At 51.9% G+C, this 23,437-nt stretch carries 20 protein-coding genes and 1 riboswitch; of the genes, 16 read left to right on the top strand and 4 right to left on the bottom strand.

What is annotated here, in order from left to right; genetic code table 11:
* The first annotated feature begins 38 nt into the window (after positions 1-38).
* Together AC4G46_RS24955 and AC4G46_RS24950 are read left to right on the top strand one after the other, a co-directional pair.
* On the top strand, positions 39-1,340 hold the full coding sequence (locus AC4G46_RS24955) for an NCS2 family permease (RefSeq protein ID WP_491125083.1): 1,302 nt from the start codon (positions 39-41) through the stop codon (positions 1,338-1,340).
* 155 nt (positions 1,341-1,495) lie between these two features.
* The gene (locus tag AC4G46_RS24950) at positions 1,496-3,697 is read left to right on the top strand and encodes a HelD family protein (protein ID WP_491125082.1); all 2,202 of its coding nucleotides are present in this window, start codon (positions 1,496-1,498) and stop codon (positions 3,695-3,697) included.
* A 50-nt stretch (positions 3,698-3,747) separates the two neighbouring features.
* On the opposite strand, the gene AC4G46_RS24945 is transcribed toward AC4G46_RS24950, so the two are convergent.
* Positions 3,748-5,793 (bottom strand): methyl-accepting chemotaxis protein, encoded by a 2,046-nt coding sequence (locus AC4G46_RS24945; RefSeq protein WP_491125081.1) that lies wholly within the window; start codon positions 5,791-5,793, stop codon positions 3,748-3,750.
* Positions 5,794-6,339: 546 nt separating this feature from the next.
* Here AC4G46_RS24945 and AC4G46_RS24940 point away from each other — a divergent pair.
* From AC4G46_RS24940 to AC4G46_RS24910, 7 genes are all read left to right on the top strand, one after another.
* The gene (locus AC4G46_RS24940) at positions 6,340-6,621 is read left to right on the top strand and encodes a CD3324 family protein (RefSeq protein ID WP_039876272.1); all 282 of its coding nucleotides are present in this window, start codon (positions 6,340-6,342) and stop codon (positions 6,619-6,621) included.
* A gap of 132 nt (positions 6,622-6,753) precedes the next feature.
* Positions 6,754-8,058 (top strand): replication-associated recombination protein A, encoded by a 1,305-nt coding sequence (locus AC4G46_RS24935; RefSeq protein ID WP_491125080.1) that lies wholly within the window; start codon positions 6,754-6,756, stop codon positions 8,056-8,058.
* A 354-nt stretch (positions 8,059-8,412) separates the two neighbouring features.
* Positions 8,413-9,429, top strand: coding sequence for an ABC transporter ATP-binding protein (locus tag AC4G46_RS24930; RefSeq protein ID WP_491125079.1), 1,017 nt, complete (start codon positions 8,413-8,415; stop codon positions 9,427-9,429).
* Positions 9,416-10,351 (top strand): ABC transporter ATP-binding protein, encoded by a 936-nt coding sequence (locus tag AC4G46_RS24925; RefSeq protein ID WP_491125078.1) that lies wholly within the window; start codon positions 9,416-9,418, stop codon positions 10,349-10,351. Before AC4G46_RS24930 ends, AC4G46_RS24925 begins: the two co-directional genes overlap by 14 nt.
* Before the next feature lie 5 nt (positions 10,352-10,356).
* On the top strand, positions 10,357-11,319 hold the full coding sequence (gene opp4B / locus AC4G46_RS24920; protein WP_491125077.1) for an oligopeptide ABC transporter permease: 963 nt from the start codon (positions 10,357-10,359) through the stop codon (positions 11,317-11,319).
* 28 nt (positions 11,320-11,347) lie between these two features.
* Positions 11,348-12,253 (top strand): ABC transporter permease, encoded by a 906-nt coding sequence (locus AC4G46_RS24915; protein ID WP_491125076.1) that lies wholly within the window; start codon positions 11,348-11,350, stop codon positions 12,251-12,253.
* A 20-nt stretch (positions 12,254-12,273) separates the two neighbouring features.
* Complete coding sequence (locus AC4G46_RS24910; protein WP_491125075.1) at positions 12,274-14,121, top strand: oligopeptide ABC transporter substrate-binding protein; 1,848 nt, start codon at positions 12,274-12,276, stop codon at positions 14,119-14,121.
* A 158-nt stretch (positions 14,122-14,279) separates the two neighbouring features.
* Here the strand turns inward: AC4G46_RS24910 and mnmA are convergent, their stop codons facing one another.
* On the bottom strand, positions 14,280-15,407 hold the full coding sequence (mnmA, locus tag AC4G46_RS24905) for a tRNA 2-thiouridine(34) synthase MnmA (RefSeq protein WP_491125074.1): 1,128 nt from the start codon (positions 15,405-15,407) through the stop codon (positions 14,280-14,282).
* Positions 15,408-15,728: 321 nt separating this feature from the next.
* Between mnmA and cymR the strand changes: the two genes are divergently transcribed.
* A complete protein-coding gene (gene cymR / locus AC4G46_RS24900; RefSeq protein ID WP_277471788.1) occupies positions 15,729-16,148 on the top strand; it encodes a cysteine metabolism transcriptional regulator CymR in 420 nt (139 codons plus the stop codon).
* Positions 16,149-16,223: 75 nt separating this feature from the next.
* A riboswitch (Fluoride riboswitch) is annotated at positions 16,224-16,284 on the top strand.
* Between the two features lie 61 nt (positions 16,285-16,345).
* Positions 16,346-17,671, top strand: coding sequence for a voltage-gated chloride channel family protein (locus AC4G46_RS24895; protein WP_491125073.1), 1,326 nt, complete (start codon positions 16,346-16,348; stop codon positions 17,669-17,671).
* 346 nt (positions 17,672-18,017) lie between these two features.
* On the opposite strand, the gene AC4G46_RS24890 is transcribed toward AC4G46_RS24895, so the two are convergent.
* Both AC4G46_RS24890 and AC4G46_RS24885 read right to left on the bottom strand, forming a co-directional pair.
* A complete protein-coding gene (locus AC4G46_RS24890) occupies positions 18,018-18,203 on the bottom strand; it encodes a hypothetical protein (RefSeq protein ID WP_491125072.1) in 186 nt (61 codons plus the stop codon).
* Positions 18,204-18,443: 240 nt separating this feature from the next.
* Entirely contained in the window at positions 18,444-19,112 is a 669-nt protein-coding gene (locus AC4G46_RS24885; RefSeq protein WP_491125071.1) for an SOS response-associated peptidase, read from the bottom strand.
* Positions 19,113-19,204: 92 nt separating this feature from the next.
* On the opposite strand from AC4G46_RS24885, the gene AC4G46_RS24880 reads away from it, so the two are divergent.
* The 5 genes from AC4G46_RS24880 (at position 19,205) to AC4G46_RS24860 (ending at position 23,202) form a co-directional block, all read left to right on the top strand.
* A complete protein-coding gene (locus tag AC4G46_RS24880; protein ID WP_491125070.1) occupies positions 19,205-19,687 on the top strand; it encodes a 2-thiouracil desulfurase family protein in 483 nt (160 codons plus the stop codon).
* Positions 19,688-19,878: 191 nt separating this feature from the next.
* Positions 19,879-21,024, top strand: coding sequence for a cysteine desulfurase family protein (locus tag AC4G46_RS24875; protein WP_491125069.1), 1,146 nt, complete (start codon positions 19,879-19,881; stop codon positions 21,022-21,024).
* A 103-nt stretch (positions 21,025-21,127) separates the two neighbouring features.
* Positions 21,128-21,649 (top strand): PRC-barrel domain-containing protein, encoded by a 522-nt coding sequence (locus AC4G46_RS24870; protein ID WP_491125068.1) that lies wholly within the window; start codon positions 21,128-21,130, stop codon positions 21,647-21,649.
* A 14-nt stretch (positions 21,650-21,663) separates the two neighbouring features.
* Entirely contained in the window at positions 21,664-21,873 is a 210-nt protein-coding gene (locus tag AC4G46_RS24865; protein WP_042179559.1) for a YrzR-like zinc ribbon domain, read from the top strand.
* 261 nt (positions 21,874-22,134) lie between these two features.
* The gene (locus tag AC4G46_RS24860; RefSeq protein WP_491125067.1) at positions 22,135-23,202 is read left to right on the top strand and encodes an AI-2E family transporter; all 1,068 of its coding nucleotides are present in this window, start codon (positions 22,135-22,137) and stop codon (positions 23,200-23,202) included.
* The last annotated feature ends 235 nt before the right edge of the window (positions 23,203-23,437 follow it).

Raw genomic sequence — 23,437 nt, 5'->3', positions numbered from 1 at the left:
ATAGCCAGCGGAACTTAACAATCAGTGGAGGTTTTACAATGAATTCGAATTTTTGGCGGAAGAGCGTGGGTCTGGAGCCGGGCGATAACTGGAAACGGGAATGGGCTGCAGGAATCCTGTCTTATTTTGCCTCTGTATATATTGTAATGGTCAATGCGGCCATTCTGCATGATGCAGGCATGCCGCTCAGAGCGGGGATGGTTGCTACACTGCTGACGGCGGTTACAGGCTGCCTGCTGATGGCCTTCGGCGGTAAAACGCCGATTATTGTGGTGCCCGGCATGGGGATCAATGCCTTCTTTACCTATACGCTGGTCCATTCCATGAAGCTGGACTGGCGCGAAGCACTGGCGGTTGTTGTGGTAACCGGCGTACTGTTCGCAGTCGTTGCGTTCACATCGCTGTACCGGATTCTCAGCGAAGCGATCCCGCATAATCTGCAGCACGCCATCACGGTCGGAATCGGGCTGTTCCTGACCTTTATCGGCCTGCAGAAAAGCGGGATTGTCATTGCCCACCGGACGACCTTTGTGGCTATCGGCCATTTCAGCGCCCCGGCGGTTATCACATCCTGTGTCACCCTGATTCTGGCACTGGTGCTGTTCATCCGCGGAACGCGCGGCGGATTGCTGATCAGCATGATTGCCGGCACAGGGCTGGCCTATCTACTGGGTGCTGCACATAAGCCCGAGACAACGGAGTCAGGCCATGTCTTTACCGGCTATGATGATGTTTTTGCGGGCATGGACTGGAACGGAGTGATCAGCCTGGTGTTCTGGATTGCCGTGTTCCTGCTGCTTCTGATCGTCGTATTTGAGAATATCGGGCTGATCTCCTCGCAGACACTGATGGCCGGGCGGCCGGAACGGTTCAAGAGCAGCCTGCGGGCGCTCTCGATCGCGAACATTGCGGCAGGCCTGTTCGGCAGCAGTCCGGTTGTTGCGGCTGCTGAATCTACCGCCGGCATCGCGGCAGGCGGCAAATCCGGTCTGACCTCGCTGGTCACCGGGCTGCTGTTCGGGGCGACCTTCCTGTTTATCCCTCTGCTGGCCTATGTGCCGGACAGTGCCATCGCACCCATCCTGATTGTGATCGGCGGCCTGATGGTCCAGAGTGTGCGGGAAATGGATCTCAGCGACATGACGGAGCTGTTCCCCGCTTTTCTCGTAATGGTCATGATTCCATTCACCTACAGCATTGTGGACGGTATGGCTTTCGGCTTTATCACTTATCCGATTGTCAAGCTGGCTATGGGGAAAGGCAACGATGTCCCTCCGGCGCTGTACGGGATTGCCGGGCTGTTTGTAGCCAATTTTGTGCTCCATGCTTTTATGGGATAACGGCATAGGATTGCTGCGGGAAGCGCGGCGTTCAGCCGGATAGATAATTCTGGATTTTGTGAATCTGTTGTGCTATGATGAGTATCCTTTTTGTGTAAGTGATATCAGCCTTGCACAGATCGTTATGCTCATAAACTTTTAGGAGGTAACTGAAATTGGAGGACAACTTTCAAAGTGCCTATCAAGAGGAAGAAGACAGGCTGAACAGCACGCTTACCGAAATTGATTCGATCCTGACTAAACTGCGCAATACCCCGGTGTATACCGGACATGATTATACGGAGCAGGTGCTGGAGGATTCCAGGGAGCAGCGGCGCAAGGATTTGGCCAGGCTCCGGCCGGAGCCCTATTTCGGGCGGCTGGATTTCCAGGGCAGCGGCGACGGAGCGCCCAAGCCCCTGTATATCGGCAAAATCGGTGTAGACCGTGAGCAGGTAAGCGACCGTCCGCTGGTCATCGACTGGCGTGCACCGGTAGCAAGCCTGTTCTATTCTTTTACCGGAGGGACGGAACCAGCCTCTTATGAAGCTCCGGAGGGGCTGATTGAAGGGCTTGTGTATCTGAAACGCAACGTGGTGATCCGCAAGCAGATCCTGGAACGGGTAGCGGATACCTACAACCGGGACAGCGATGCACCGGCGGTATCGGACGAGTTTCTCGTCTACCGGCTGGGTGAGAACAAGGATAACCGGCTCCGAGATATCGTCTCGACGATTCAGGAGGAACAGGACAAGATTATCCGTGCGGTGAAAAATACGGCGCTGATCATCCAGGGCGTGGCGGGAAGCGGGAAGACTACGGTCGCCCTGCACCGGCTGGCCTTCCTGCTATACCAATACAAGGAGCAGGTCTCGGCGGAGAAAATGATTATTTTTGCTCCGAACCGGATGTTCCTCGATTATATCTCCGATGTGCTGCCGGAGCTCGGGGTAGGCAACATAGCCCAGAGCACGTTCCCGGACTGGGCGGCTAATGTGCTGGATCTGGAGCTGCCCGAGCAGAATACCACGGAGACATTGAACCGCTGGTTCGAAGCGGAGGGCGGCATGCCGGCCATTACAGAAGAAACACCTGGGCGTTTCAAGGGCTCTACAGCGCTGATGGAAGTCATTGAGTCGGCTGTTAAGCTATTGGAGACGGGAGCGGTTCCCGAAGGGGATTTCAGCCCGTGGGAAGGCGCAGTGCTGCGGCGTTCCATGATTCTGCGCTGGCATAACGAGGAATACCCCCCTTATCCGCCGCTAAAGCGCAAAGAACGGGTAATGGCGCGGATTCACCGCTGGATTGAAATGGAGCTGAAGAAAAGCCCGTCCGCAGCAGCGCTGAAGGAACGTAAGAAGAAGGCGGCAGCCAAGGAGAAGACATACGGCGGCAAATGGCCAAAGTATGATCCGCTGATGATCTACAAGCAGATCTTCCGCGCTGCCAAGGTGCCTGCGGACTGGCCGGCAGAAGCACCGGAGCTCATCCCGCAGGGGGTGCTGAAGGAAACGGCGAAGGATCTCAAAAAAGGCATCCTGCGCGAGGAAGATCTGCCTCCCTTACTCTATATCCATTATCTGCTGAGCGGCAATGAGGGTACGGAGCGCTTTGACCATATCGTGATCGATGAGGCCCAGGATTTCTCGCCTTTCCAGATTGCTGTGCTGGATTTGTATGTGAAGGGCCACTCCTTCACGATCCTGGGGGATCTGTCACAGGGTATCCATGCCTATAAAGGCGTGCATGACTGGGCGGAAATGCAGACCCTGTTCGCGCCTGAGCATACAGCCTACCACGCGCTGACGCGAAGCTACCGCTCGACCATGGAGATCATCGAATTCGCCAACGGTATTCTCTCAGCGGGCGTTCAGAGCCCGCTGCTGGCCGTACCGGTGTTCCGCAGCGGTAATCCGGTCCGCTTGATCGCTTATGGTAGTGAGGCGGCTGAGGCGGCTCCAGGAGCGGATCAGCGCCTGCAGGCAGTCAGTGCAGCGCTTAAGGCGCTCTCCGGGCGTGAATACCGGACAGTAGCCGTCCTGACCCGCAGCCTTCGTGAAGCGGAGGAGCTGTATGGAGCGCTGGCTGCCGGGTTTGAGGATCTCCATCTCATTGACGGCAGCATGACACAATATCTCGGCGGGCTGTCGGTACTGCCGGTCTATCTGTCCAAGGGTCTGGAGTTCGATGCAGTCATCCTGGCGGATGCCGATACCAGCCATTACGGAGCAGCCGCCTGGGATGCCAAACTGATGTATGTCGGCTGTACCCGTGCGCTGCACGAATTGTGGCTGCTGCACAGCGGAGAACTGCCTGCTTATGTGAAGACTGCAGGGGAAGAGACCGTTTCCGGCTGGCCGGAAGCCGCTGAACATTAATCCTGCAGTTAAAAGGACCGCCCTGTGGTATACAGGTGCGGTCCTTCTTTTTACTTCTTTGACGCCTCGTGCACAGGCTCCGGGCTCTGCCCGCTGAACCGGAACCGTTCTACCTGCTGCTGCATGTCTGCGGCCATACCGGACAGCGCTGCGGCCGAGGAGGTGATCTCCTCCATCGAAGCCAGCTGCTCCTCTGTAGCTGCTGTTACGCTTTGGAACGAATCAAGCGCAGCTTTGGCAATGACGGCCATTTCCTGCACGGAGGCGGCAACCTCAGCCGAACTGGCAGACATCTGCTCGGTGATGGCCGAGACTTCATGGATTTGTTCACCGACATGCCGGGTGGAGGTCTCGATCTGGGCGAACGCCCTGCTTGCTTCGGCGGTCAGATTCATGCCCTGCTCCACGTCCGCGGCCACTTTAAACCGCATAACATCATAAGCGCTGGCGATCAGCCCGACCATTTCAGAGATGGTCTCATGGATTTCCCCCGCACTGGCCCTGGTAGCCTCAGACAGCTTGCGGACCTCCCCGGCCACGACGGCAAAGCCTTTGCCGTGTTCTCCTGCCCGGGCAGCTTCAATGCCGGCGTTCAGCGACAGCAGGTTCGTCTGCTTGGCAATTGCGGTGATGGCGGTGCTTGTCTCGGCTACTTTGGCGCTCAGCGTGTTGAGCTGGGCAATCAGCGCGCCGGACTGATGAACGGATTCGCGGATGGTCTGCATCTGCTCGCCGACAAGCTGTACTCTGGCGCTGCCGGTGTTCACATCCTGCTCTGTCAGCATTGCGGAGCTGACGATGGACTGGGATGCAGAGGCGATTTTTTGGATGGCTGCTGACATCTCATCCATTGTGGTCGCCACCTCTGTAGAGGCGTAGGCCTGGGTCTCCACGCCGCGCGTGGATTCCTCCACCAGCTCCGTTACATATTCGACTGCGCGGCTGTTCTCGGAGGTACTGGCGGTCAGCTGCTCACTGGCGGCGGCCAGATGCCCGGAGGTCTCGGCGACCTCGCGGACCATAGTCCGCAGAGAGGCAACCATCTTGTTATAATTGGCGGCAAGCTCGCCGATTTCATCGGACCGCCGGGTATGCACGGCTTCATCAAGCTGGCCGTCGCTGACTCTTTTTGCCGAATTATTCAGTTGGATGAGCGGTGCTGTAATATTACGGATAATGATAAAGGTGGCAGCGCCGGCGAGAATAAGGGCGACAGCCAGTACAACCGCAGACTTCAGCAGAATCGGATAAACCGCACGGGTATACTCATCTTCAGGCAGCACGGCGATCAGCTTGAAGCCGCTCAATTCGTTAGTAATGTAATATCCGGCCATTTCAGTATTGGAGATGTTATCTATATAATCAATTTCGCCTGCAGGTCCGTTTGTCAGTGCAGCTGTCTGTACTTCACCTATAGCCGTTCCGGCATCCAGGGCAGGATGATAAATAACCTTATTCTGGCTGTCCAGAATATATACGTAGCCGCTGGAGCCGACACTTACATTTTGGGCCAGCTCCATGAGCTGCGTCAGGCTAAGACTAATGGTTATAGCTCCCCGGCCGTCGGGCAGGGCTCTGGAGATCGGAAGAATGAAGGTATTCGTGACCTTGGAGAAAATCGGATCAATCAGCGAGGCCTTGTCCGGCGCTTCGAGTGATTGGATATACCAGTCTCTTACACGGGGATCGTAATCTTCAAGCTGTGAGTCAGGGGAGAACATATATTGGCCGCTGCTGTTGCCTATAGCCACGATATCAATCTCCGGATGCTCGGACTTGAACTGGTCAATATGCTCACGGATCAAGTCGGCGTTTGCGCCCGGATCCATCTCGCTTGAAGGGAGCTGGTAAGCCAGGTTGTTCACGTTCGCGATTTCAAGCTGGATCAGCTGGGAGAGTGTTTTGTCCAGCAGGTGGATACTTGAGCTGGTGGTTTCCTCCATTTTGGAGCGCAGCTCTGACTCTGAGGTCGACGTAGAGATGACCGTCAGAGCCAGCGAGGGCACAAGGATAGCAGCAATCATAAACAGCATTAGCTCAGTCCGGAGTTTTTTTAATTGCAAAATACGCTTGAATACGCGCCCCATTGCCGCCATGATTAATTCCTCCTTAATGTTTGCAAGCGAAATACCGAAAGATTAAAATGTCAATTTCAATTGTCATGAAGTTGACACATATTTAAGTACTTATTTCGACATTAATCGACCGAATATTTAGTTTTTCGGCAAAAAACCTTTTCCGTTTCTGGTGAAGAACGATTATAACTGTTCTTGATCTTGTATCCCCCCGGCAGCTATGGCTTAATAATAAGTGTCCGGCCGGGCAAGATTACTTCTGGAAGGAGGCTGATTGAAATGATTTCAGTATACGAGGTGGTTTCCGTCTAATACGGAAATCCTGTTTACGGGGAGGCCGCGAGGCCTCCTTACTTACAAACACCTGACAGCAGGTTCGCCCCTCAGAGGGGAGACGGAAATAAAAATGAGAACGAATGTAGACGCTAACCATAGGGTTTTATATAATGAACTTACGGTATTTACCAAATATGAGCTGAAGAAAGGAGGCAGGTGCAATGATTATTACTTTAGATGCTGCAATTGACGGACGCAAAGGGACACACCTGTTGAAGGAGGAAACACAACGTGAGTTATGTAAATGGAAAGGATGTGCTCCCCCCGGGCCTGCTCGAAGAGCTTCAGGGATACATTCAAGGTGAATTGCTCTACATCCCGAAGAAGACGGAACAACGGGTAAGATGGGGTGAGAACAGCGGCTCCCGGCAGGAGATTGCCAGCCGCAACAAGGAGATTTTCTGCAGTCACAGCAGCGGCTGCTCGGTGAACGAGCTGCAGAAGAGATACCACCTCTCAGAGGAAAGCATCCGCAAGATTATTTCAAAAATGCGGCTTGCGATGAACCGCTAGCCTGAAATTTGAACTAAGAGCATGGCGCCCGCTTAGCGTAGCGAGGTCATGCTCTTTCTATGTTTTGTGGTATGATAGGGAGAGGTATTCAGGTGCGTCTTGCCTGAAAGTTAAGAGCAAGGAAGTGGAGTTATGGATTTATTCTCACTCGGGGACAATACCGGAGGCGGCCGTCTGCTCGCAGACCGCATGCGTCCGCAGAGTCTTGATGAATATATCGGCCAGGAGCATATTGTCGGGAAGGGCAAGCTGCTGCGCAGGGCGATCGAGGCGGATCAGGTCTCCTCGATTCTGTTGTATGGCCCTCCGGGCTGCGGCAAGACAACGTTGGCCCATATTATTTCCCATCATACACAGGGCGAATTCGTGCGGCTGAATGCGGTTGAAGCCTCTGTTAAGGATGTGCGGGAGGTTATCGACCGCGCACAGAGTAACAAGGCGCTGTACGGCACGAAGACGATTCTGTTTCTGGATGAGGTGCACCGTTTCAACAGCTCCCGGCAGGATGCGCTGCTGCCCGCTGTTGAGAAGGGCACGATTATCTTTATCGGCGCAACGACAGAGAACCCGTTCCATTATGTGAACGGGGCTCTTATGAGCCGTTCCACGCTGTTCCAGCTGGAATCCTTGACCAGTGAACACAGCATGGAAGCGATGCGGCGTGCGCTGGCCGATGAGCAGCGCGGGCTTGGCTTCATGCGGCTGCATGCTGATGAAGACGCGCTGCTGCACATTGCGGCGATGGCTAACGGCGACATCCGGCGGGCGCTCAATGCGCTGGAGCTGGCGGCAATGACTACAGCGCCGGAGCCGGACGGCAGTGTGCATATTACGCTGGGCGTGGCGGAGGAATCGATCCGCCGGCCGATCGTCAAGGCGGACGAGTCCACCCAATATGATGTGCTGTCCGCCTTCCACAAAAGCATTCGCGGCTCCAGTGACGCCGCGCTGTTCTGGTTCCTCTATGCAGTAGAGAAGCTCGGCATGGACCCGATGACCTTTATCCGCCGGCTGATCGCAGCCTGCAGCGAGGATATCGGCCTGGCGAACCCGCAGGCCATGGTCCAGGCGGTCAGTGCGCTGGACGCCTACCGCAACAACGGCTGGCCGGAAGCGAGGCTTAATGTGACCCAGGCGATCCTGTTTGCAGTAGAGAGTCCAAAATCCAATGCCGTGGTCACGGCGATTGCGAACGTTATGGATACGATCGAAGAGCTCAAATCCGCAGAGGTACCGCTGCATTTGCGTGATACACATTATAAAGGCGCAGTGAAGCTGGGGCATGAGGGGTACCAGTACCCGCATAATTACCAAGGCCATTACGTGCGTCAGGAATATCTGCCCAAGCAGATTGCCGGTAAGGTGTTTTATGAGGCAACCGAGCAGGGCAACGAAGCCAAGATCCGGCATAATCAGGGGCTGCGCCGGGGATTATAGTAGCTTTAAGGTGACAATATGAGCCGCTGCGTACAGCAGGAAGAAAGTTTTCCTGCTGCACGCAGCGGCTTTTTTTACTATTTGGATATGGGGAAATTGTGAAATATAACGTAGAAGGTAATAGAATAGGGGCGGAAATAGTCGCAAAATGTCGTATTTGTCATGTTAATTGACATGAAAAACTTTTTTTATTGAAAAATCATTGATAATTTACCATGAGTCAATTAGAATAAACTCTAACATTCAGGGATTACTTCCATAATAATCCTAAAATTTAAAGTGTAGTTCGTTGGTAGGGTTACTGTATATGACACGGTATCCTTTCTTAAAAATCCTGGTGTTAGGGTGATGAATTTGAGTGAAGACTTACTGCAAATCGAGAATTTAACGACATCCTTCAAAATTGCAGGCCGGTACTACGCTGCGGTTGATGATGTGACGCTCACCGTAAAGAAAAATGAGATTCTGGCTATCGTCGGAGAATCAGGTTCAGGCAAGAGTGCGCTTGCGTTCTCCATTATGGGACTGCACACCAAAGCAAGGATTGAAGGTAAGGTGAAGTACAAAGGCCAGGATATTGTCCAAATGTCCCCCGGCATGCTGAATAAGGTCCGCGGCAAAGAAATGTCGATGATTTTTCAGGATCCTTTAGCTGCACTTAATCCGCTCATGATTATAGGCAGTCAGATCGAAGAAGTACTGCTGCTTCATGATGCCACCCTCTCCAAAAAACAAAGAAAAGAAAAGGTTCTTGATCTGTTGGCAAAAGTGGGCATCCCCCGCCCTGAACATACATACCATCAATATCCGTACGAATTATCCGGCGGCATGCGCCAGCGGGTTATTATTGCGATTGCCATTGCGAACGGACCGCAGCTGCTCCTTGCAGATGAACCGACGACGGCACTTGACGTGACGATTCAGCTGCAGATTCTGGAACTGCTCAGAAAGCTGAAGAATGATATGCGGGCAGGCATTATTCTGATTACCCACGATCTCGGGGTTGTCAGCGAAATGGCAGACCGTGTGGCCGTTATGTACGCAGGCCAAATTGTTGAAATTGCTGATATTTACACGCTCACCTCTAATCCGCAGCATCCGTACACAAGATCCTTGTTTAATTCCATTCCTACTGTAAAAGAAGTGAAGTCAAGGCTGCACGTTATTCAGGGGATTGTACCTTCGCTCAAGAACCTGCCGCGTACCGGCTGCCGGTTTGCCGCAAGAACGCCCTGGATTGATGACTCCGCACATGAGGAGAATCCGCAGCTTCACGAAATTGCTCCGGGCCACTTTGTCCGCTGCACCTGCTACAGACATTTTCATTTCCCGGAGAGCGCGGAGGAGGCTGGCACCGATGGCATTGCTTGAAGTTAAAGATCTGCAGGTTCATTTTCCGATCAGGGGCGGGCTGTTCAGCCGCCAGGTTGGCGAGGTTAGGGCGGTTGACCGTGTCAACCTTACAATAGAGGCCGGCCAGACCTACGGTCTTGTCGGTGAATCCGGTTCCGGCAAAACAACAACCGGCCGGGCTATTATCGGCCTGAATCAAATAACGGGGGGGAGCGTCCTTTTCGAGGGAACCGACCTGGCTTCAAGAGGAGCACGCAAGCAGAATAGTGTCCGCCGCGAAGTTCAGATGATTTTTCAAGATCCCTATTCCTCGCTCAATCCCAAAAAACGTGTACTGGATATCATATCCGAGCCGCTGCGGAATTTTGAAAAGCAGTCTCCGCAGGAGGAGAAACGGAGGGTTCAGGAACTGCTGGAGCAGGTTGGCCTGAGTCCGGACAATATTTATAAATACCCGCATGAATTTTCCGGCGGCCAGCGCCAGCGGATCGGAATTGCCAGAGCAATTGCCCTGAAGCCCAAGCTGATCATTGCCGATGAGCCGGTCTCTGCACTGGATGTATCGGTGCAGGCGCAGGTCCTCAATTTTTTGCGGGATATCCAGAAGGAATTAAATCTGACTTATCTGTTCATCAGCCATGATCTCGGAATTATCCGGCATATGTGTGACCGTATCGGCATTATGTACAAGGGAAGGCATGTTGAAGAAGGGGTTCCCAAGGATATTTTTGACAATCCTCAGCACATTTATACCAAGCGGCTCATTGCAGCGATCCCGGACATTGATCCTTTGCAGCGTGAGGAGCGGAGCAGTTTCCGCCGGTCCGTAAGTGAGGATTACGAACATGCCTACCGGAGCTATTTCGACGATGACGGCCTGGCTTACCCGTTACGATCCATTTCCGATACCCATAGGGTGGCTATGCCCGAGAAAGGTTGAGACGTATGTGGAAGATTATTGTACGAAGACTGTTAATTATGATTCCGCAGGTACTCCTGCTAAGTATACTGGTATTTCTGATGGCCAAAGCGATGCCGGGAGATGCGCTTACAGGTATGCTTGATCCGAACATCGATCCTGCGGCTATTGAAGCAATGAGGGAAAGACTGGGGCTGAATGACCCGTGGTATATACAGTACTGGAACTGGATCAGCAATGCCGTACAGGGAGATCTGGGCCAATCCTTCAATTTCAAAATGCCGGTGACCGAGCTGATCGGCCAGCGTCTGATGAATACGGTCTGGCTGTCTCTTGTCACGCTGGTGCTTACCTATCTAATAGCCATTCCGCTTGGTATTATCAGCGGGCGCTTCAATGATACATGGGGCGACCGGCTGATTACCGGTTATACCTATGTCGGCTTTGCTGCTCCGCTGTTCATTGTTGCACTCCTGATGCTCTGGATGTTCGGCTTCTACTTTTCCTGGTTTCCGACCGGAGGCAGCGTAGCGCCAGGTGAAGTTCCGGGAACCCTCAGCTATATCCTCAGCAAGCTTTATCATATGCTGCTGCCGGCTTTATCCATCGCCTTAATTACAACTGTAGGTACAGTCCAGTATCTGCGTAATGAGATCATCGATATGAAGCAGAAGGACTTTATACTTACAGCCAGAGCAAAAGGAGCTTCGGAATCACGGGTTTATAACCGTCATATTCTGCGTAACTCCCTGCTGCCGATAGCCGCCTTTTTCGGGTATGAGCTGACAGGCCTTATCGGAGGAACCATCTTTGTAGAGAGCATCTTCAGTTACCCCGGCATGGGCCAGTTGTTTCTGGGCTCGATTGTTATCCGCGATTTCACCGTGGTGACAGCACTGGTGCTGCTGTATGGGATTGCCACCATCATCGGCTCCCTGCTGTCCGACATTATATTAAGCATTGTTGATCCCCGTATCCGGATTAAATAATGACCAGAACTTTATTGAGGTGAATGTAATGGCAAAATCAGGCACTGAGCTGCCGCTCCCGCACAATATTGATAAGAGCCCCTCCGGCTGGAGTATTCTCTGGCAGGAAATTATTAAAGACAAACTTGCATTAATCTCCCTGATCTTCCTGGCTGTCGTCATCCTTGGAGTATTCGGCACTGCTCTATTCCTTGATCAGAAGGAGATTGTTACTGTAGATTTATTTGCTCTCTATGAAAAGCCTTCAGCCAGATTCTGGCTGGGTACCGATTACGGCGGCCGGGATGTATTCGGTCAGCTCATCATCGGCACCCGGAACTCGCTGAGCATTGGTATCATGGTTACCGTTATGACAGGTGCTATCGGAATTCTGGTTGGACTGGTGTCAGGTTACTTCGGCGGTCTCATTGATAACCTGTTTATGCGTCTGGTTGACTTCTTTATGATTCTGCCGATGCTGATGATGGTCATCGCTTTTGTAACGGCGGTTCCGAAATATAATACCTTGACCTTTTCGCTTATCATGACAGCATTCCTGTGGATGGGGATTGCCAGGCTGATCCGCTCCAAGACACTGCAGGAAAAAGAGCTTGAATATGTCCAGGCTTCCCGGACACTCGGCTCCTCCCATCTCAAGATTATCTTCAAGCAGGTGATGCCGAACCTGAGTTCGATCATCATCGTAACAATGACCCTGAACCTTGCGGCTAACATCGGACTTGAGTCAGGTTTGTCCTTCCTTGGATTCGGATTTCCCGAAAGCACGCCAAGTCTGGGTACACTGGTCAGCTATGCCCGCAACCCGCAGACTCTGGAGTCCAGATGGTGGATATGGTTACCCGCATCACTGCTGATCCTGGTGTTGATGTTGAGTATAAATAATGTCGGTCAGGCGCTGAAGCGTGCGACGGACGCAAGACAAAGAAAAGGATAATAAGGGAGGAAGAAACAAGTATGAGAAAAAGAAAAACCGGAAAGACAATGCTAGCCAGTCTGCTGCTTGTCCTGTCACTTGCCGTTACTGCCTGCGGTTCAGGAAACAACAATCAGGCGGCTGAGCCCTCAGCCAGCGCCGCAGCTACGGATGCTGCAGCGACTGCTGCTCCGACAACAGCTCCTGCAGCTGAAGACGGGCTCTATTCAATCGAAGATTTCAGCCCGCAGAAGACTAACCAGGGTGAAGCCATCGAAGGCGGTACGCTGAATTACGGACTTGTTTCTGATACTCCATTTGAAGGCACACTCAACTATAACTTCTATTCCGGCCAGCCTGACGCGAATGTACTGCAATGGTTTGACGAAGGCTTGCTCACTTGGGATGCAAACTATGTGTTTACCAACGATGGAGCCGCTACGTATGAAGTGTCAGAAGACGGCCGGACCTTTACTTTCACGATCCGTGATAATGTCAACTGGCATGACGGCAAGCCGGTAACAGCTGAAGACTGGGCTTTCGCTTACGAAGTTATCGGTAATCCTGCTTATGACGGACCGCGCTATGGTTCCGACTTCACGAATGTTGAAGGAATGGAGGCATACCATGCCGGCACTGCTAAGACCATTTCCGGTATCAAAGTGCTGAGCGAAAAACAATTGCAGGTTACTTATATTAAGTCCACCCCGTCCCTGCTGACAGGCGGTATCTGGATCTATCCGCTTGCTAAGCATATTTTCGGAGGAATGGATGTAGCCAAGATCTCCGCTTCCCCTGAAGTACGCCAGAAACCTATCGGCTTTGGTCCGTTTAAAGTGGAGAGCATTGTACCTGGTGAATCGGTTGTGTATGTTAAGAATGAAGATTACTGGCGCGGTGCACCGAAGCTGGATAGTGTAGTCCTGAAAGTGGTTGCTCCGACTACAGTGGTGCAGGAACTCAAAGCGGGCAACATCGACCTGGTAGACAGCTTCCCGATCGACCAGTTCCCGGACAACGCTAATCTGTCCAATGTTGAATTCCTCGGCAAGATTGATGCAGCCTATACTTATATCGGCTTTAAACTCGGCAAATGGGATGCGACAAATGCTGTCGTTGTTCCGGATCCGAAGGCAAAAATGGCGAATATAGCTTTGCGCAAAGCTATGTGGCAGGCAGTAGATAATAATGCAGTAGGTGATAAGTTCTATCACGGTCTGCGCTGGAATGCAACAACGCTGATTCCGCCATCCCATCCTGAATTCCATGACAGCAGCAATCCGGGTATGCCTTATGATCCGGAAGCAGCGAAGCAGACGCTGGAGGATGCAGGCTTCAAGATGAACGGTGAATTCCGTACAAATCCGGATGGCACACCGCTGACCATCAACTTTATCTCGATGACCGGTTCGGATGTGGCTGAACCGCTGGCCCAATACTATGTACAGTCCTGGAAAGCGATTGGTCTGAACGTAACACTGGAAATGGTTGAATTCAACACCTTCTATGACCGTGTAGGTTCCAACGGTGAGGATGATCCGAGCGTTGACGTCTACCAGGGTGCATGGTCTGTAGGTATCGACGTTAATCCGCAAGGCTTGTACGGACATGATGCCATCTATAACTTCCCTCGTTACCAGAGTGATGAGAGTGACCGGCTGATGGAAGCGGGTATTTCTGCAGAAGCCTTCGATGTAGAGAAACGTAAAGAAATCTACAATGAGTGGCAGCAGCTGATGGTTGAAGAAATTCCTGTATTCCCTACCCTGTACCGTGCAATTGTTGTACCGGTTAATAACCGTGTCCTGAACTATGCAATCAATGACGGCGCTACAATATATCTGAGTGATCTGGCGTTGTCCGCTGATAAAGGTATTGCGGCACAATAAGTATTGGATTCAATAGCTTTGTAAAGCAGATCTAACAGCAAAACACCCTTCGGCTTAAGCCGAAGGGTGTTTTTTGCTGGAGCAGAGTAAGAATTGGTAGTGTAGCTGGCGCTGAACGGGGAGGTCAAGCTTTCAATAAGGCCTAACCCGCGCTCGTGTTATCCCTGCGGCTGCGGCACAACCTTCTGCGCCGCTTCGATGGTTCCGCCGCCCAGGCACTGCTCGTCCAGGTAGAAGACTACGGCCTGTCCCGGTGTGATGGCCTTCTGCGGCACATCGAACAGGACATCCAGGCTGCCGTCTTCACGGGCAGTAAGCGTAACGCCCTGGTCAGGCTGGCGGTAGCGGAACTTGGCGGTACACTTCAGCGGTGCATCGCCAGGCGTAAGTGTCCGGCCGTCAATCCAGTTCACGCCGGAGGCAACCAGGCTGTCGGAATACAGGCTATGGTGCTTGTCCCCCTGTACAACATAGAGAATATTCTTCTCCAGATCCTTTTCGGCTACGAACCAGGGTTCACCGTTACCGGAGCCACCGATTCCCAGACCCTGACGCTGTCCCAGTGTGTAGTACATCAGGCCGTCATGCCGGCCCTTCACTTCGCCGGTGGAAATATCAACCATATCTCCCGATTGTGCCGGCAGGTACTGGCTGAGGAATTCGCGGAAGTTACGTTCGCCGATGAAGCATACGCCGGTGCTGTCTTTTTTCTTCGCGGTATACAGGCCGGCCTCCTCAGCAATTCTCCGAACTTCCGGCTTAGGCAGATGTCCGATCGGGAACATGGCCTTCGACAGCTGGCTCTGATTCAGGGCATTCAGGAAGTAGGTCTGGTCCTTATTGTTGTCCACGCCGCGCAGCAGCTTGAACACCCCGTCTTCTTCAACCACACGGGCATAATGGCCGGTTGCCACATAATCCGCACCAAGCTGCAGCGCCTTGTTCAGGAATTCCCCGAACTTGATCTCCCGGTTACACATGACATCCGGATTAGGGGTACGGCCTGCCTTATATTCTTCGAGGAAATAGGAAAAGACTTTATCAAAGTATTCCTTTTCGAAATTAACGGTATAGTAAGGAATATCAATCTGCTCACAAACGCGGCGCACATCCTCGGCGTCGGTCTCGGCAGTACACACTCCGAATTCGTCTGTATCGTCCCAGTTCTTCATAAAGATACCGATGACGTCGTAGCCCTGCTGCTTGAGCAGAAGCGCCGTAACGGAGGAATCGACTCCCCCGGACATGCCGACGACGACACGGGTATCCTGTTTTGCCTTTGTCATTCCCATCACCATTTTCTATGCACAAAATACCGGTATTTGAACTGAACACCCGGCTCATTTCGTATTATAACATACCTGTCTACTGTTAACTGCCTAAGGACTAAGGAATTTGGTACAGAAACAGCGGAGATTTTGACAATTTGTCCACCACTCGCGAACATTCCGCCAAAAAAATGACTTAAACGCTGCAAATGTGTCCGCAGATATGATAACATAAGCATAGAGCAAACATCGGAATACGTTGATATGACATTTCTCATAATGTCTACTTAGCTTATTGTGAACTACAACTACAGCAATTAAACCGAAAGAGGTGCCCCTTTGAAAATATCAACAAAAGGACGTTACGGATTAACTATTATGATGGAGCTTGCCCTGAAATTCGGCGAGGGTCCAACCTCCCTGAAAAGCATTGCCGAAAAAAACGGATTGTCCGAGCATTATCTGGAGCAGCTGATTGCCCCGCTGCGCAATGCCGGGCTCGTTAAGAGCATCCGCGGAGCTTACGGCGGATATATCCTGTCGCGTGATTCTGCGACCATTACAGCAGGAGATATCATCCGTGTGCTGGAAGGGCCGATCTCACCGGTCGATTTCACCGAAGAGGACGATCCGGCCAAGCGTGATCTCTGGCTGCGCATCCGCGACAGCATCGCCGATGTGCTGGACTCCACTACCTTGTCCGATCTGATTAATTATAAAGAAGAGAGCAAAGCCGATAACTACATGTTCTACATTTAAGAACCGGCCTTTGGGCGGAACTCCCGCTGCTCTTTACCATTGACGTTTTTCCACCGAAACATTAGAATAATATACGATAATAAGGGCGATGGAGTTCGCCATTAACTGCCGAAAGGCTAATGACTCCTACCAGTGAAGCGTGTTCCTGGTAGGAGTCTATTTTTTATGTACGACTTTATATGAGGGGAAGAACGGCGATGGCACCGTGGAGGCAAAAAGGATCTGATATTATTGAAAAATGGTGGTTTGCCGCGGCCTGGGGAACCCTGTTGAAATGGATTGTGCTCGGCAGCGGAGTGGGGGTGCTAGCCGGCACTGCATCCGCTTTTTTTCTGAAAAGCCTGGACTACGTGACAGGGATCAGGATGGCCAATCCGTGGCTGCTGTTTCTGCTTCCGCTGGGAGGTGCGCTGGTCAGCTATCTGTATTCTAAATACGGAGGCAGCAGTTCAAAAGGGAACAATCTGATTCTGGAACAGATTCAGACAGACAGTGAAGCCGTACCCCTGAGAATGGCGCCGCTCGTATTATTCGGAACTTTGATTACCCATCTGTTCGGCGGATCGGCAGGCCGTGAGGGGACGGCCGTACAAATGGGCGGTAGCCTGGCGGAGTGGTTTGGACGGCTGCTCAGAGTAAAGCCCGTTGACCGCAGAATTCTGCTTATATGCGGGATCAGCGGGGGATTCGGCTCGATTTTTGGAACGCCTTTGGCCGGCACTGTGTTCGGACTGGAGGTGCTCGCCATCGGGCTGATCAGCCATGAAGCGCTTATTCCCGCTTTTATAGCCAGCTTTGTCGGAAACCTTACTGCGGCTTCTTTCTGGGGCATTAGCCATGTGCATTATCCGATAGGGGAGATTCCGGCACTCACTATGCCTGTACTGCTCAAGGTTGTGCTGGCTTCGGTTCTCTTCGGGCTGACAGGGACACTGTTTAGTGAGCTGACTCATGTGCTGAAACGCGGTTATACCCGCCTGTTCCGTAATCCGGTACTAAAAAGCGCCGTGGGCGGTGTAGTGGTCATCATTCTTGTATATGTACTGGGAACGAGGGATTACCTCGGACTGGGGCTGCCGCTGATAGAATCTTCCTTTACCGGAGAGGTCACACCGTTTGCCTTTCTGGGCAAGCTGGTGTTCACCTCGCTTACACTTGGAGCCGGCTTTCAGGGCGGGGAGGTCACCCCGTTGTTTGCCATTGGTGCTACTTTAGGCCATGCGATAGCAGAAATGCTGCATTTATATGCCCCTTTCCTGGCCGGACTCGGATTTATCGCTGTGTTTTGCGGTGCTGCCAATACGCCGGTCGCCTGTTTCTTGATGGGGATAGAATTGTTCGGGGGAGAAGGGGCGGTGTACTTTTTTATTGCCTGTCTGGTGAGCTACTTATTTTCCGGACACAGCGGGATTTATACCTCACAGCAGATCGGCATTTCGAAGAGCAGGTTCAGAGTCTTCCCGCCGGGAACAACACTGGGCACAGCCAAGCAGCACAAAAAGAAAAAAGACGGCACACTTTAAGCAGGCCCTCAGCATTATTTCATCAGGGGTTAAGCTAAGTGGGTTATAGTAAGCACATCCCCTTTTTTGTATAGTTTCTTCAGGCCCTGCCGGACGCCGGCGGGGCTCCTTTTTTGCCTGAGAGAGTTTACGTTCTTCTTACCTGTGCCTGACACTCAGAGAACAAATCGGTGTTAAACTTAGCCTATCCCCAAAAGTATGTAATGTTCGTTCATGTCCCTCTTGAAACCCTGCCGGTTGCCGGCGGGGTCTTTTTTTTGGTCCGCTGAGGGTTGGGGAGTTACCGGATTTTAGATGGAGGAAGATAATGGTGAGGGTGTGAGCGGGAGGATTGCAGGGATGCAGATTATAATCTTTTGTAGCGCTTAACCGTCCAGAACGGCAGGCTTAATAAGCCTTTGTCCGTTTTGAGCTCAAAGGAGTCTGCCGAATAGCCTTTTTCACCTGTGCCTCTATACGTTTCCCCGCTGATTAGATGGATTTCGAGCAGAGCTCCTTCAGCGATCGCTTGTTGAAGTTTTGAAGTTTGCAAAATATGGTCTCCTCTTACTGTATGCTGTTTAAAATGCTATGTGCTTTATTAAACCAACTGCCTGCAGTTTACACGTAAAATTTGATATTTGACAAAGTTGTAATGTTTCACTACAGAGAGAATTTGCAGGCATTAGCACCGGCGTATGACCCGGAAGTCATACAACCTTCTTATGTAGTTTAGGGCATAATGCGAAAAAAGGGAAACTCTCCAGAAGAGCACCCTTAAAAATTTAAGATTTTAGGCTTCCTTAATAAGCTCCGGATAGTCATTTCGTACGTTGCCTACAGCTGCTGATACCGGATAAGCGCGCATCTGTGAGCTATCATAAGGCTGGAGCAGCCGGAGCAGAGACGGGATATCCTCGTTGCTGCGGTCGAGCCACTGTGTCTCGGCTTCAGGAGTAAGGATCACGGGCATCCGGTTATGAATGTCTGCCATCAGGCTGTTGGGCTCTGTGGTGATGATTGTGCACGTACTCAGCCTGTTTCCTTCCTCATCAACCCGAATATCATACAGTCCGGCTAGTGAAAAAATCCGGCGTTCCGGCAGCACGATCCGCATCGGCTGCTTCCCTTCCGACCCCTGCTTCCATTCATAAAAGCCGTCTGCAGGAATGATACAGCGCCGCGAGCGGATGAGCCCTTTGAAGGAAGCCTTCTCCAGCAGCGTTTCAGCGCGGGCATTAATCCGTGTGCTGCCGCCTTTGTCATCCCTGGACCAGGAGGGGACCAGCCCCCAGCGCAGCTCACCCAGCCGGTTGCGGGTTCCGTCATGGATGACTGCCGGAATTAGCTGCACCGGAGCGGCATTATACTTGGGGGTGTAGTTAACCAGCGGTGTACCCTCTATAAAATACCTCAGCATTAATTCGTCCAAGCTTACAGTAATCGTATATCTTCCGCACATGCTCAAAGCACCTCCTGTATTTACGCCGAAACTATTTGTTATTATAATTCATGCTGCGGACATACGTGAAGTTAAGGGAGGGAATACGTTTTATGATTCTTGTAAGCTCCTGTCTGGCAGGAATGAAGGTAAGATATAATGGAACGGATTGTCTGGAAAACAGTCTAAAGGAGCTGTTTGACAGCGGCCGGGCGGCAGCGGTTTGTCCAGAGCTGCTGGGCGGATTCTCTACACCGCGGGAACCGGCAGAAATTAGCGGCGGGACCGGTGCGGATGTGCTGGACGGCAAAGCCAGAGTAATAGACCGGTCTGGGAATGATGTCACCGGAATGTATCTGGAAGGTGCACGCATCACGCTGGAAACAGCCCGCAAATGCAGCGCCTCTATTGTAGTGCTTAAGCAAAACAGCCCGTCCTGCGGCAGTAGAATGATCTATAACGGAGACTTTACAGGCGTAAAAATCGCCGGTGAAGGTGTTACTGCCGCGCTGCTGCGCAGAAACGGAATCCGGGTCATCTCCGAGCAGGAGCTGCCGGAAAGGCTGGAAGAGCTGCTGCAGTCTTTTACATCATAAAATAGACGAAACAGCGTAATTCTATTCAGCAGAGCGGCACTGCAGATGCATAGCATGAAGCATGGCGGTCCGCCTGCTGCAAATGTTACAACATTGTGTTCTTTGGCGGGTGGTAAAAGGCAGCATTCAGCAGTATAATCGAGAAGCCTCAAGAAATCCTTAATTTAATCTCAAGAAGCGGAGAATCAAATATGAAATCCATCTATTTGGACCATGCCGCCTCAACCCCGGTTCATCCGGAGGTGGCCAAGGTCATATACCATATACTGACTGAAGAATACGGCAACGCGTCCAGCGTGCATCATTCCGGACGGTCCGCCAAAAGAATTGTTAACGGCGCGCGCGATACTATCGCGGGCTTTTTGGGCTGTGCACCGGATGAATGGGTGTTTACCAGCGGCGGCACAGAAAGCGACAACCTGGCACTGCTGGGCGCTGCTGCCGCCACTGTACAGAAAGGTAAACATATCATTACCACTGCTATTGAACATCATGCGGTCCTGCATACCTGCGAGGAACTGGAGCGGCAGGGCTATTCCATCACCTATCTCCCGGCAGATTCCACAGGAAGGGTGTCGGCTTCGGATGTTGAGGCAGCCCTGAGGGAAGACACGGTACTGATCAGTGTGATGTTTGCCAATAATGAGGTTGGAACGGTTCAGCCGGTTGAAGAAATCGGCAGGCTGGCAGCAGAACGGGGAGTCCTCTTCCACGTTGATGCTGTACAAGCCCTCGGCATGGTACCGATTACGCTGCGCGAGCTGCCGGTGGATTATATGAGCTTTAGCGCGCACAAAATCAACGGTCCGCAGGGCATCGGCGGACTCTATGTCCGGCGTGGAGCTCCCCTGCATCCAAGGCAGCACGGCGGCCTGCAGGAACGGGGCAGACGGGCCGGAACAGAGAGCCTGGCCGGTGCAGCCGGATTTGCCAAGGCGGTGGAGCTGGCAGCCAAGGGGCTGGAGCAGCGGCGGGAACATGCCCTGGAGCTGCGCGGCACACTGCTGGCAGAGCTTGAAAAGCGTATAGGACAAAGCGGATATGCCGTCAACGGCAACCCGCAGCATTTTTTGCCGGGCATTCTGAACGTCAGCTTCTCCGGAGCGGATACAGATGTGATGCTGATGAATCTCGATATGGAGCGGATCGCCGCCGCCAGCGGCTCGGCCTGCACCTCCGGATCACTAGAAATCTCTCATGTGCTGCAGGCTATGAAGCTTCCGTCAGAACTTTTGCGCTCAGCGATTCGTTTTAGCTCTGGTTTGGGTAATACTAAGGAAGAAATGGAGTACGTTGCCCAAAAAGTTGAAACCATTCTGAAACGGCTGCGTAAATAGGGCTAGGGGTTACTTTAGTTCCTGTGGCTGTTCCAACGAATAAAGGTCTTTTCGGCTCAAGGGAACTCGTAAGTACACTCAGAGTGGGGAGACTTTGACAGTCATGAAACTTCAGGATTTGATTGGCCTCACTGTATATGAAGTTGAAGAAGGTAACGAAGTCGGCAAGCTTGTCGATTGTGTTCTCGATTCAAACTGGAATATTACGGGTATTGAACTGGAAGGCAAAACTTTTTTTTCCAGTCATGTGAAAGTTGTGGCATGGGAAGATATTGTCGCATATGGCGAAGATGCTATCATGATTCGCAATAAAGAGTCGATTGTTAAGGCCGACACTGACCATATACCATATACTTTTCTTTTGGGAAAGAACAAACTGAAGGATCTTCAGGTATTGACGACATCAGGAAGTAACCTGGGACGAATATCGGATGTTTATTTTGACCAGAAGTTGGGAAACACAATAGTAGCGCTGGAAATCAGTGACGGGCTTGTAACGGATTTGATAGAAGGCCGCAAATGGCTGCCTTGTTCTGAAGAGATGTCCATCGGTGAGAATGCCGTACTGGTTCCTGCGATGAGCGAAGAACGGCTACAGAAAGCCATTAATATTGTTAACGGATAGGTGGAATGTATTATATGAAGTGTCCAAACTGCAACTCCAAGGATATCGGCAAGATCGGTTCACACCAGTTCTACTGCTGGGGCTGTTTTATTGAACTAACGGTCAATGGTGAAAAAATGTCGGTTTATCAGGTTGAAGAAGACGGCACGCTCAGTTCGCTTGACGATCTGTTCTCAGGCGAAGAAATTGCTCAGGATTTCCCGCAAATCCACGCATCCTCCTGATTTACGTTCTCGCTAGGCGTTAATTAGCGGGTACATATGAAGAATTCTAAAGCGTCAATTTCCTTTCAGCATTGTGAATGCTGAGGGTTTTTGGCGCTTTTTTTTGCGGATACGCTGATTGGTTAAGAAGCAATGAGCTCTTGCTTGCGGTGCTTGCAGAATTCTGCGGTTATTTTGCAGCCGGTATACATATACTTATCACGGAGCCTGTCCGAAATCGGCGGCTAATGAATGAGGATTGTGTGTCAAGGAGGTGCAATCGTGGAGCAATGGTCGCAGAGCAAGTGGTTCCGCTGGATGATAGGAGTACTGCTGACCCTGATTATCCTATACTTTGTCTGGCTGCTCCGTCCGATGCTGCAGGGGATTTTTGTATTCTTAAAAGCCATTCTGGCGCCATTCCTGGCTGCCATGATTATATCTTACGTTCTGAACCCGGTGGTCAGCATGCTGGCCGGCCGGAAGATGCCGCGCAGTGTGGCTGTGCTGCTGATCTATACGGTATTCCTGACCACGCTTGCCGTGATCGCCATCAACCTGATTCCGATGTTTATTGAGCAGCTTGAGGAGCTGAATGAGCATTTGCCGGAAATGACCCTGCACGCCCAGGGGCTGATGCGCAGCATGAATACCAGACTGATCCCGCCGGGGGTAGAGACAGGGATGAACAACTGGTTTTATCAGCTGGAGAACCGGCTGGCAGGGGGGATCTCCCATTTTCTCGATAATATCGGATCTACGATCGGGGTTCTGTTCAATGCGTTTATCGTGCCGTTTCTGGTGTTCTATATCCTGAAGGATTTCGATGTGTTTGAACGGACTGTGGTATCCTGTCTTCCCCGCTCCCGCCGCAGATCGATTGTCAAGCTGCTGAAGGACATTGATGATGCGCTGGGCAATTACATCCGCGGACAGTTTCTGGTCTGCCTCATTATCGGCGTGCTGGCTTATATCGGCTACGTGATTGTGGGCATGCCTTATGCTTTGCTGTTTGCCTGCGTGGTGGCTGTATTTAACATCGTCCCCTACATGGGCCCGTTTCTCGGGGCTGCTCCGGCGATCGTGATGGCCACGACAATCTCTATGCGGCTTGTGCTGCTGGTTGCAGTTGTAAATACGCTGTGCCAGATGCTGGAGAGCAATGTCATCTCTCCCCAGGTTGTAGGACGGAGGCTGCATCTGCATCCGCTGCTGATTATTTTTGCCCTGCTGGTCGGCGGTGAAGTGGCCGGAATGATCGGACTAATTCTCGCGGTACCGGTCTTTGCCGCCGGAAAAGTTGTGATTCAGCACCTGTTTACCTACTATATCCGGCGCAAGCCGGTTTAGGGCGGCAAAAACGTTGACTATCGGCAAATAATTTGTATATAATATTGTGTAATATTACGATTGCTTCACAAAATAGTTATCGATGATGAGGAGTATTAGTTCGCTGGACGTTAGCTCAGAGAGCCGGTGTACAGGTGCAAGCCGGTTAACGAAGCGGATGAACTCACCTCGGAGTAATGGCGCAAGCCGCGGGTTCTGTAATGATCCAATTGCAGGCCAGTGTGTGAACCGCCGT

Source organism: Paenibacillus sp. fava2, from assembly GCF_058313675.1.
Note: the sequence above shows the minus strand (reverse complement) of the source record. Positions and strands in the feature narration are given on the sequence as shown.

Excerpts from the sequence above, each read along its gene's own strand:
- AC4G46_RS24870 (WP_491125068.1), top strand. The coding sequence starts at position 21,128 with ATGAAACTTCAGGATTTGATTGGCCTCACTGTATATGAAGTTGAAGAA.
- AC4G46_RS24875 (WP_491125069.1), top strand. The coding sequence starts at position 19,879 with ATGAAATCCATCTATTTGGACCATGCCGCCTCAACCCCGGTTCATCCG.
- mnmA (WP_491125074.1), bottom strand. The coding sequence starts at position 15,407 with ATGACAAAGGCAAAACAGGATACCCGTGTCGTCGTCGGCATGTCCGGG.
- AC4G46_RS24925 (WP_491125078.1), top strand. The coding sequence starts at position 9,416 with ATGGCATTGCTTGAAGTTAAAGATCTGCAGGTTCATTTTCCGATCAGG.
- AC4G46_RS24885 (WP_491125071.1), bottom strand. The coding sequence starts at position 19,112 with ATGTGCGGAAGATATACGATTACTGTAAGCTTGGACGAATTAATGCTG.
- AC4G46_RS24935 (WP_491125080.1), top strand. The coding sequence starts at position 6,754 with ATGGATTTATTCTCACTCGGGGACAATACCGGAGGCGGCCGTCTGCTC.
- AC4G46_RS24895 (WP_491125073.1), top strand. The coding sequence starts at position 16,346 with ATGGCACCGTGGAGGCAAAAAGGATCTGATATTATTGAAAAATGGTGG.
- AC4G46_RS24865 (WP_042179559.1), top strand. The coding sequence starts at position 21,664 with ATGAAGTGTCCAAACTGCAACTCCAAGGATATCGGCAAGATCGGTTCA.
- AC4G46_RS24880 (WP_491125070.1), top strand. The coding sequence starts at position 19,205 with ATGATTCTTGTAAGCTCCTGTCTGGCAGGAATGAAGGTAAGATATAAT.
- AC4G46_RS24945 (WP_491125081.1), bottom strand. The coding sequence starts at position 5,793 with ATGGCGGCAATGGGGCGCGTATTCAAGCGTATTTTGCAATTAAAAAAA.
- AC4G46_RS24915 (WP_491125076.1), top strand. The coding sequence starts at position 11,348 with ATGGCAAAATCAGGCACTGAGCTGCCGCTCCCGCACAATATTGATAAG.
- AC4G46_RS24910 (WP_491125075.1), top strand. The coding sequence starts at position 12,274 with ATGAGAAAAAGAAAAACCGGAAAGACAATGCTAGCCAGTCTGCTGCTT.
- AC4G46_RS24955 (WP_491125083.1), top strand. The coding sequence starts at position 39 with ATGAATTCGAATTTTTGGCGGAAGAGCGTGGGTCTGGAGCCGGGCGAT.
- opp4B (WP_491125077.1), top strand. The coding sequence starts at position 10,357 with ATGTGGAAGATTATTGTACGAAGACTGTTAATTATGATTCCGCAGGTA.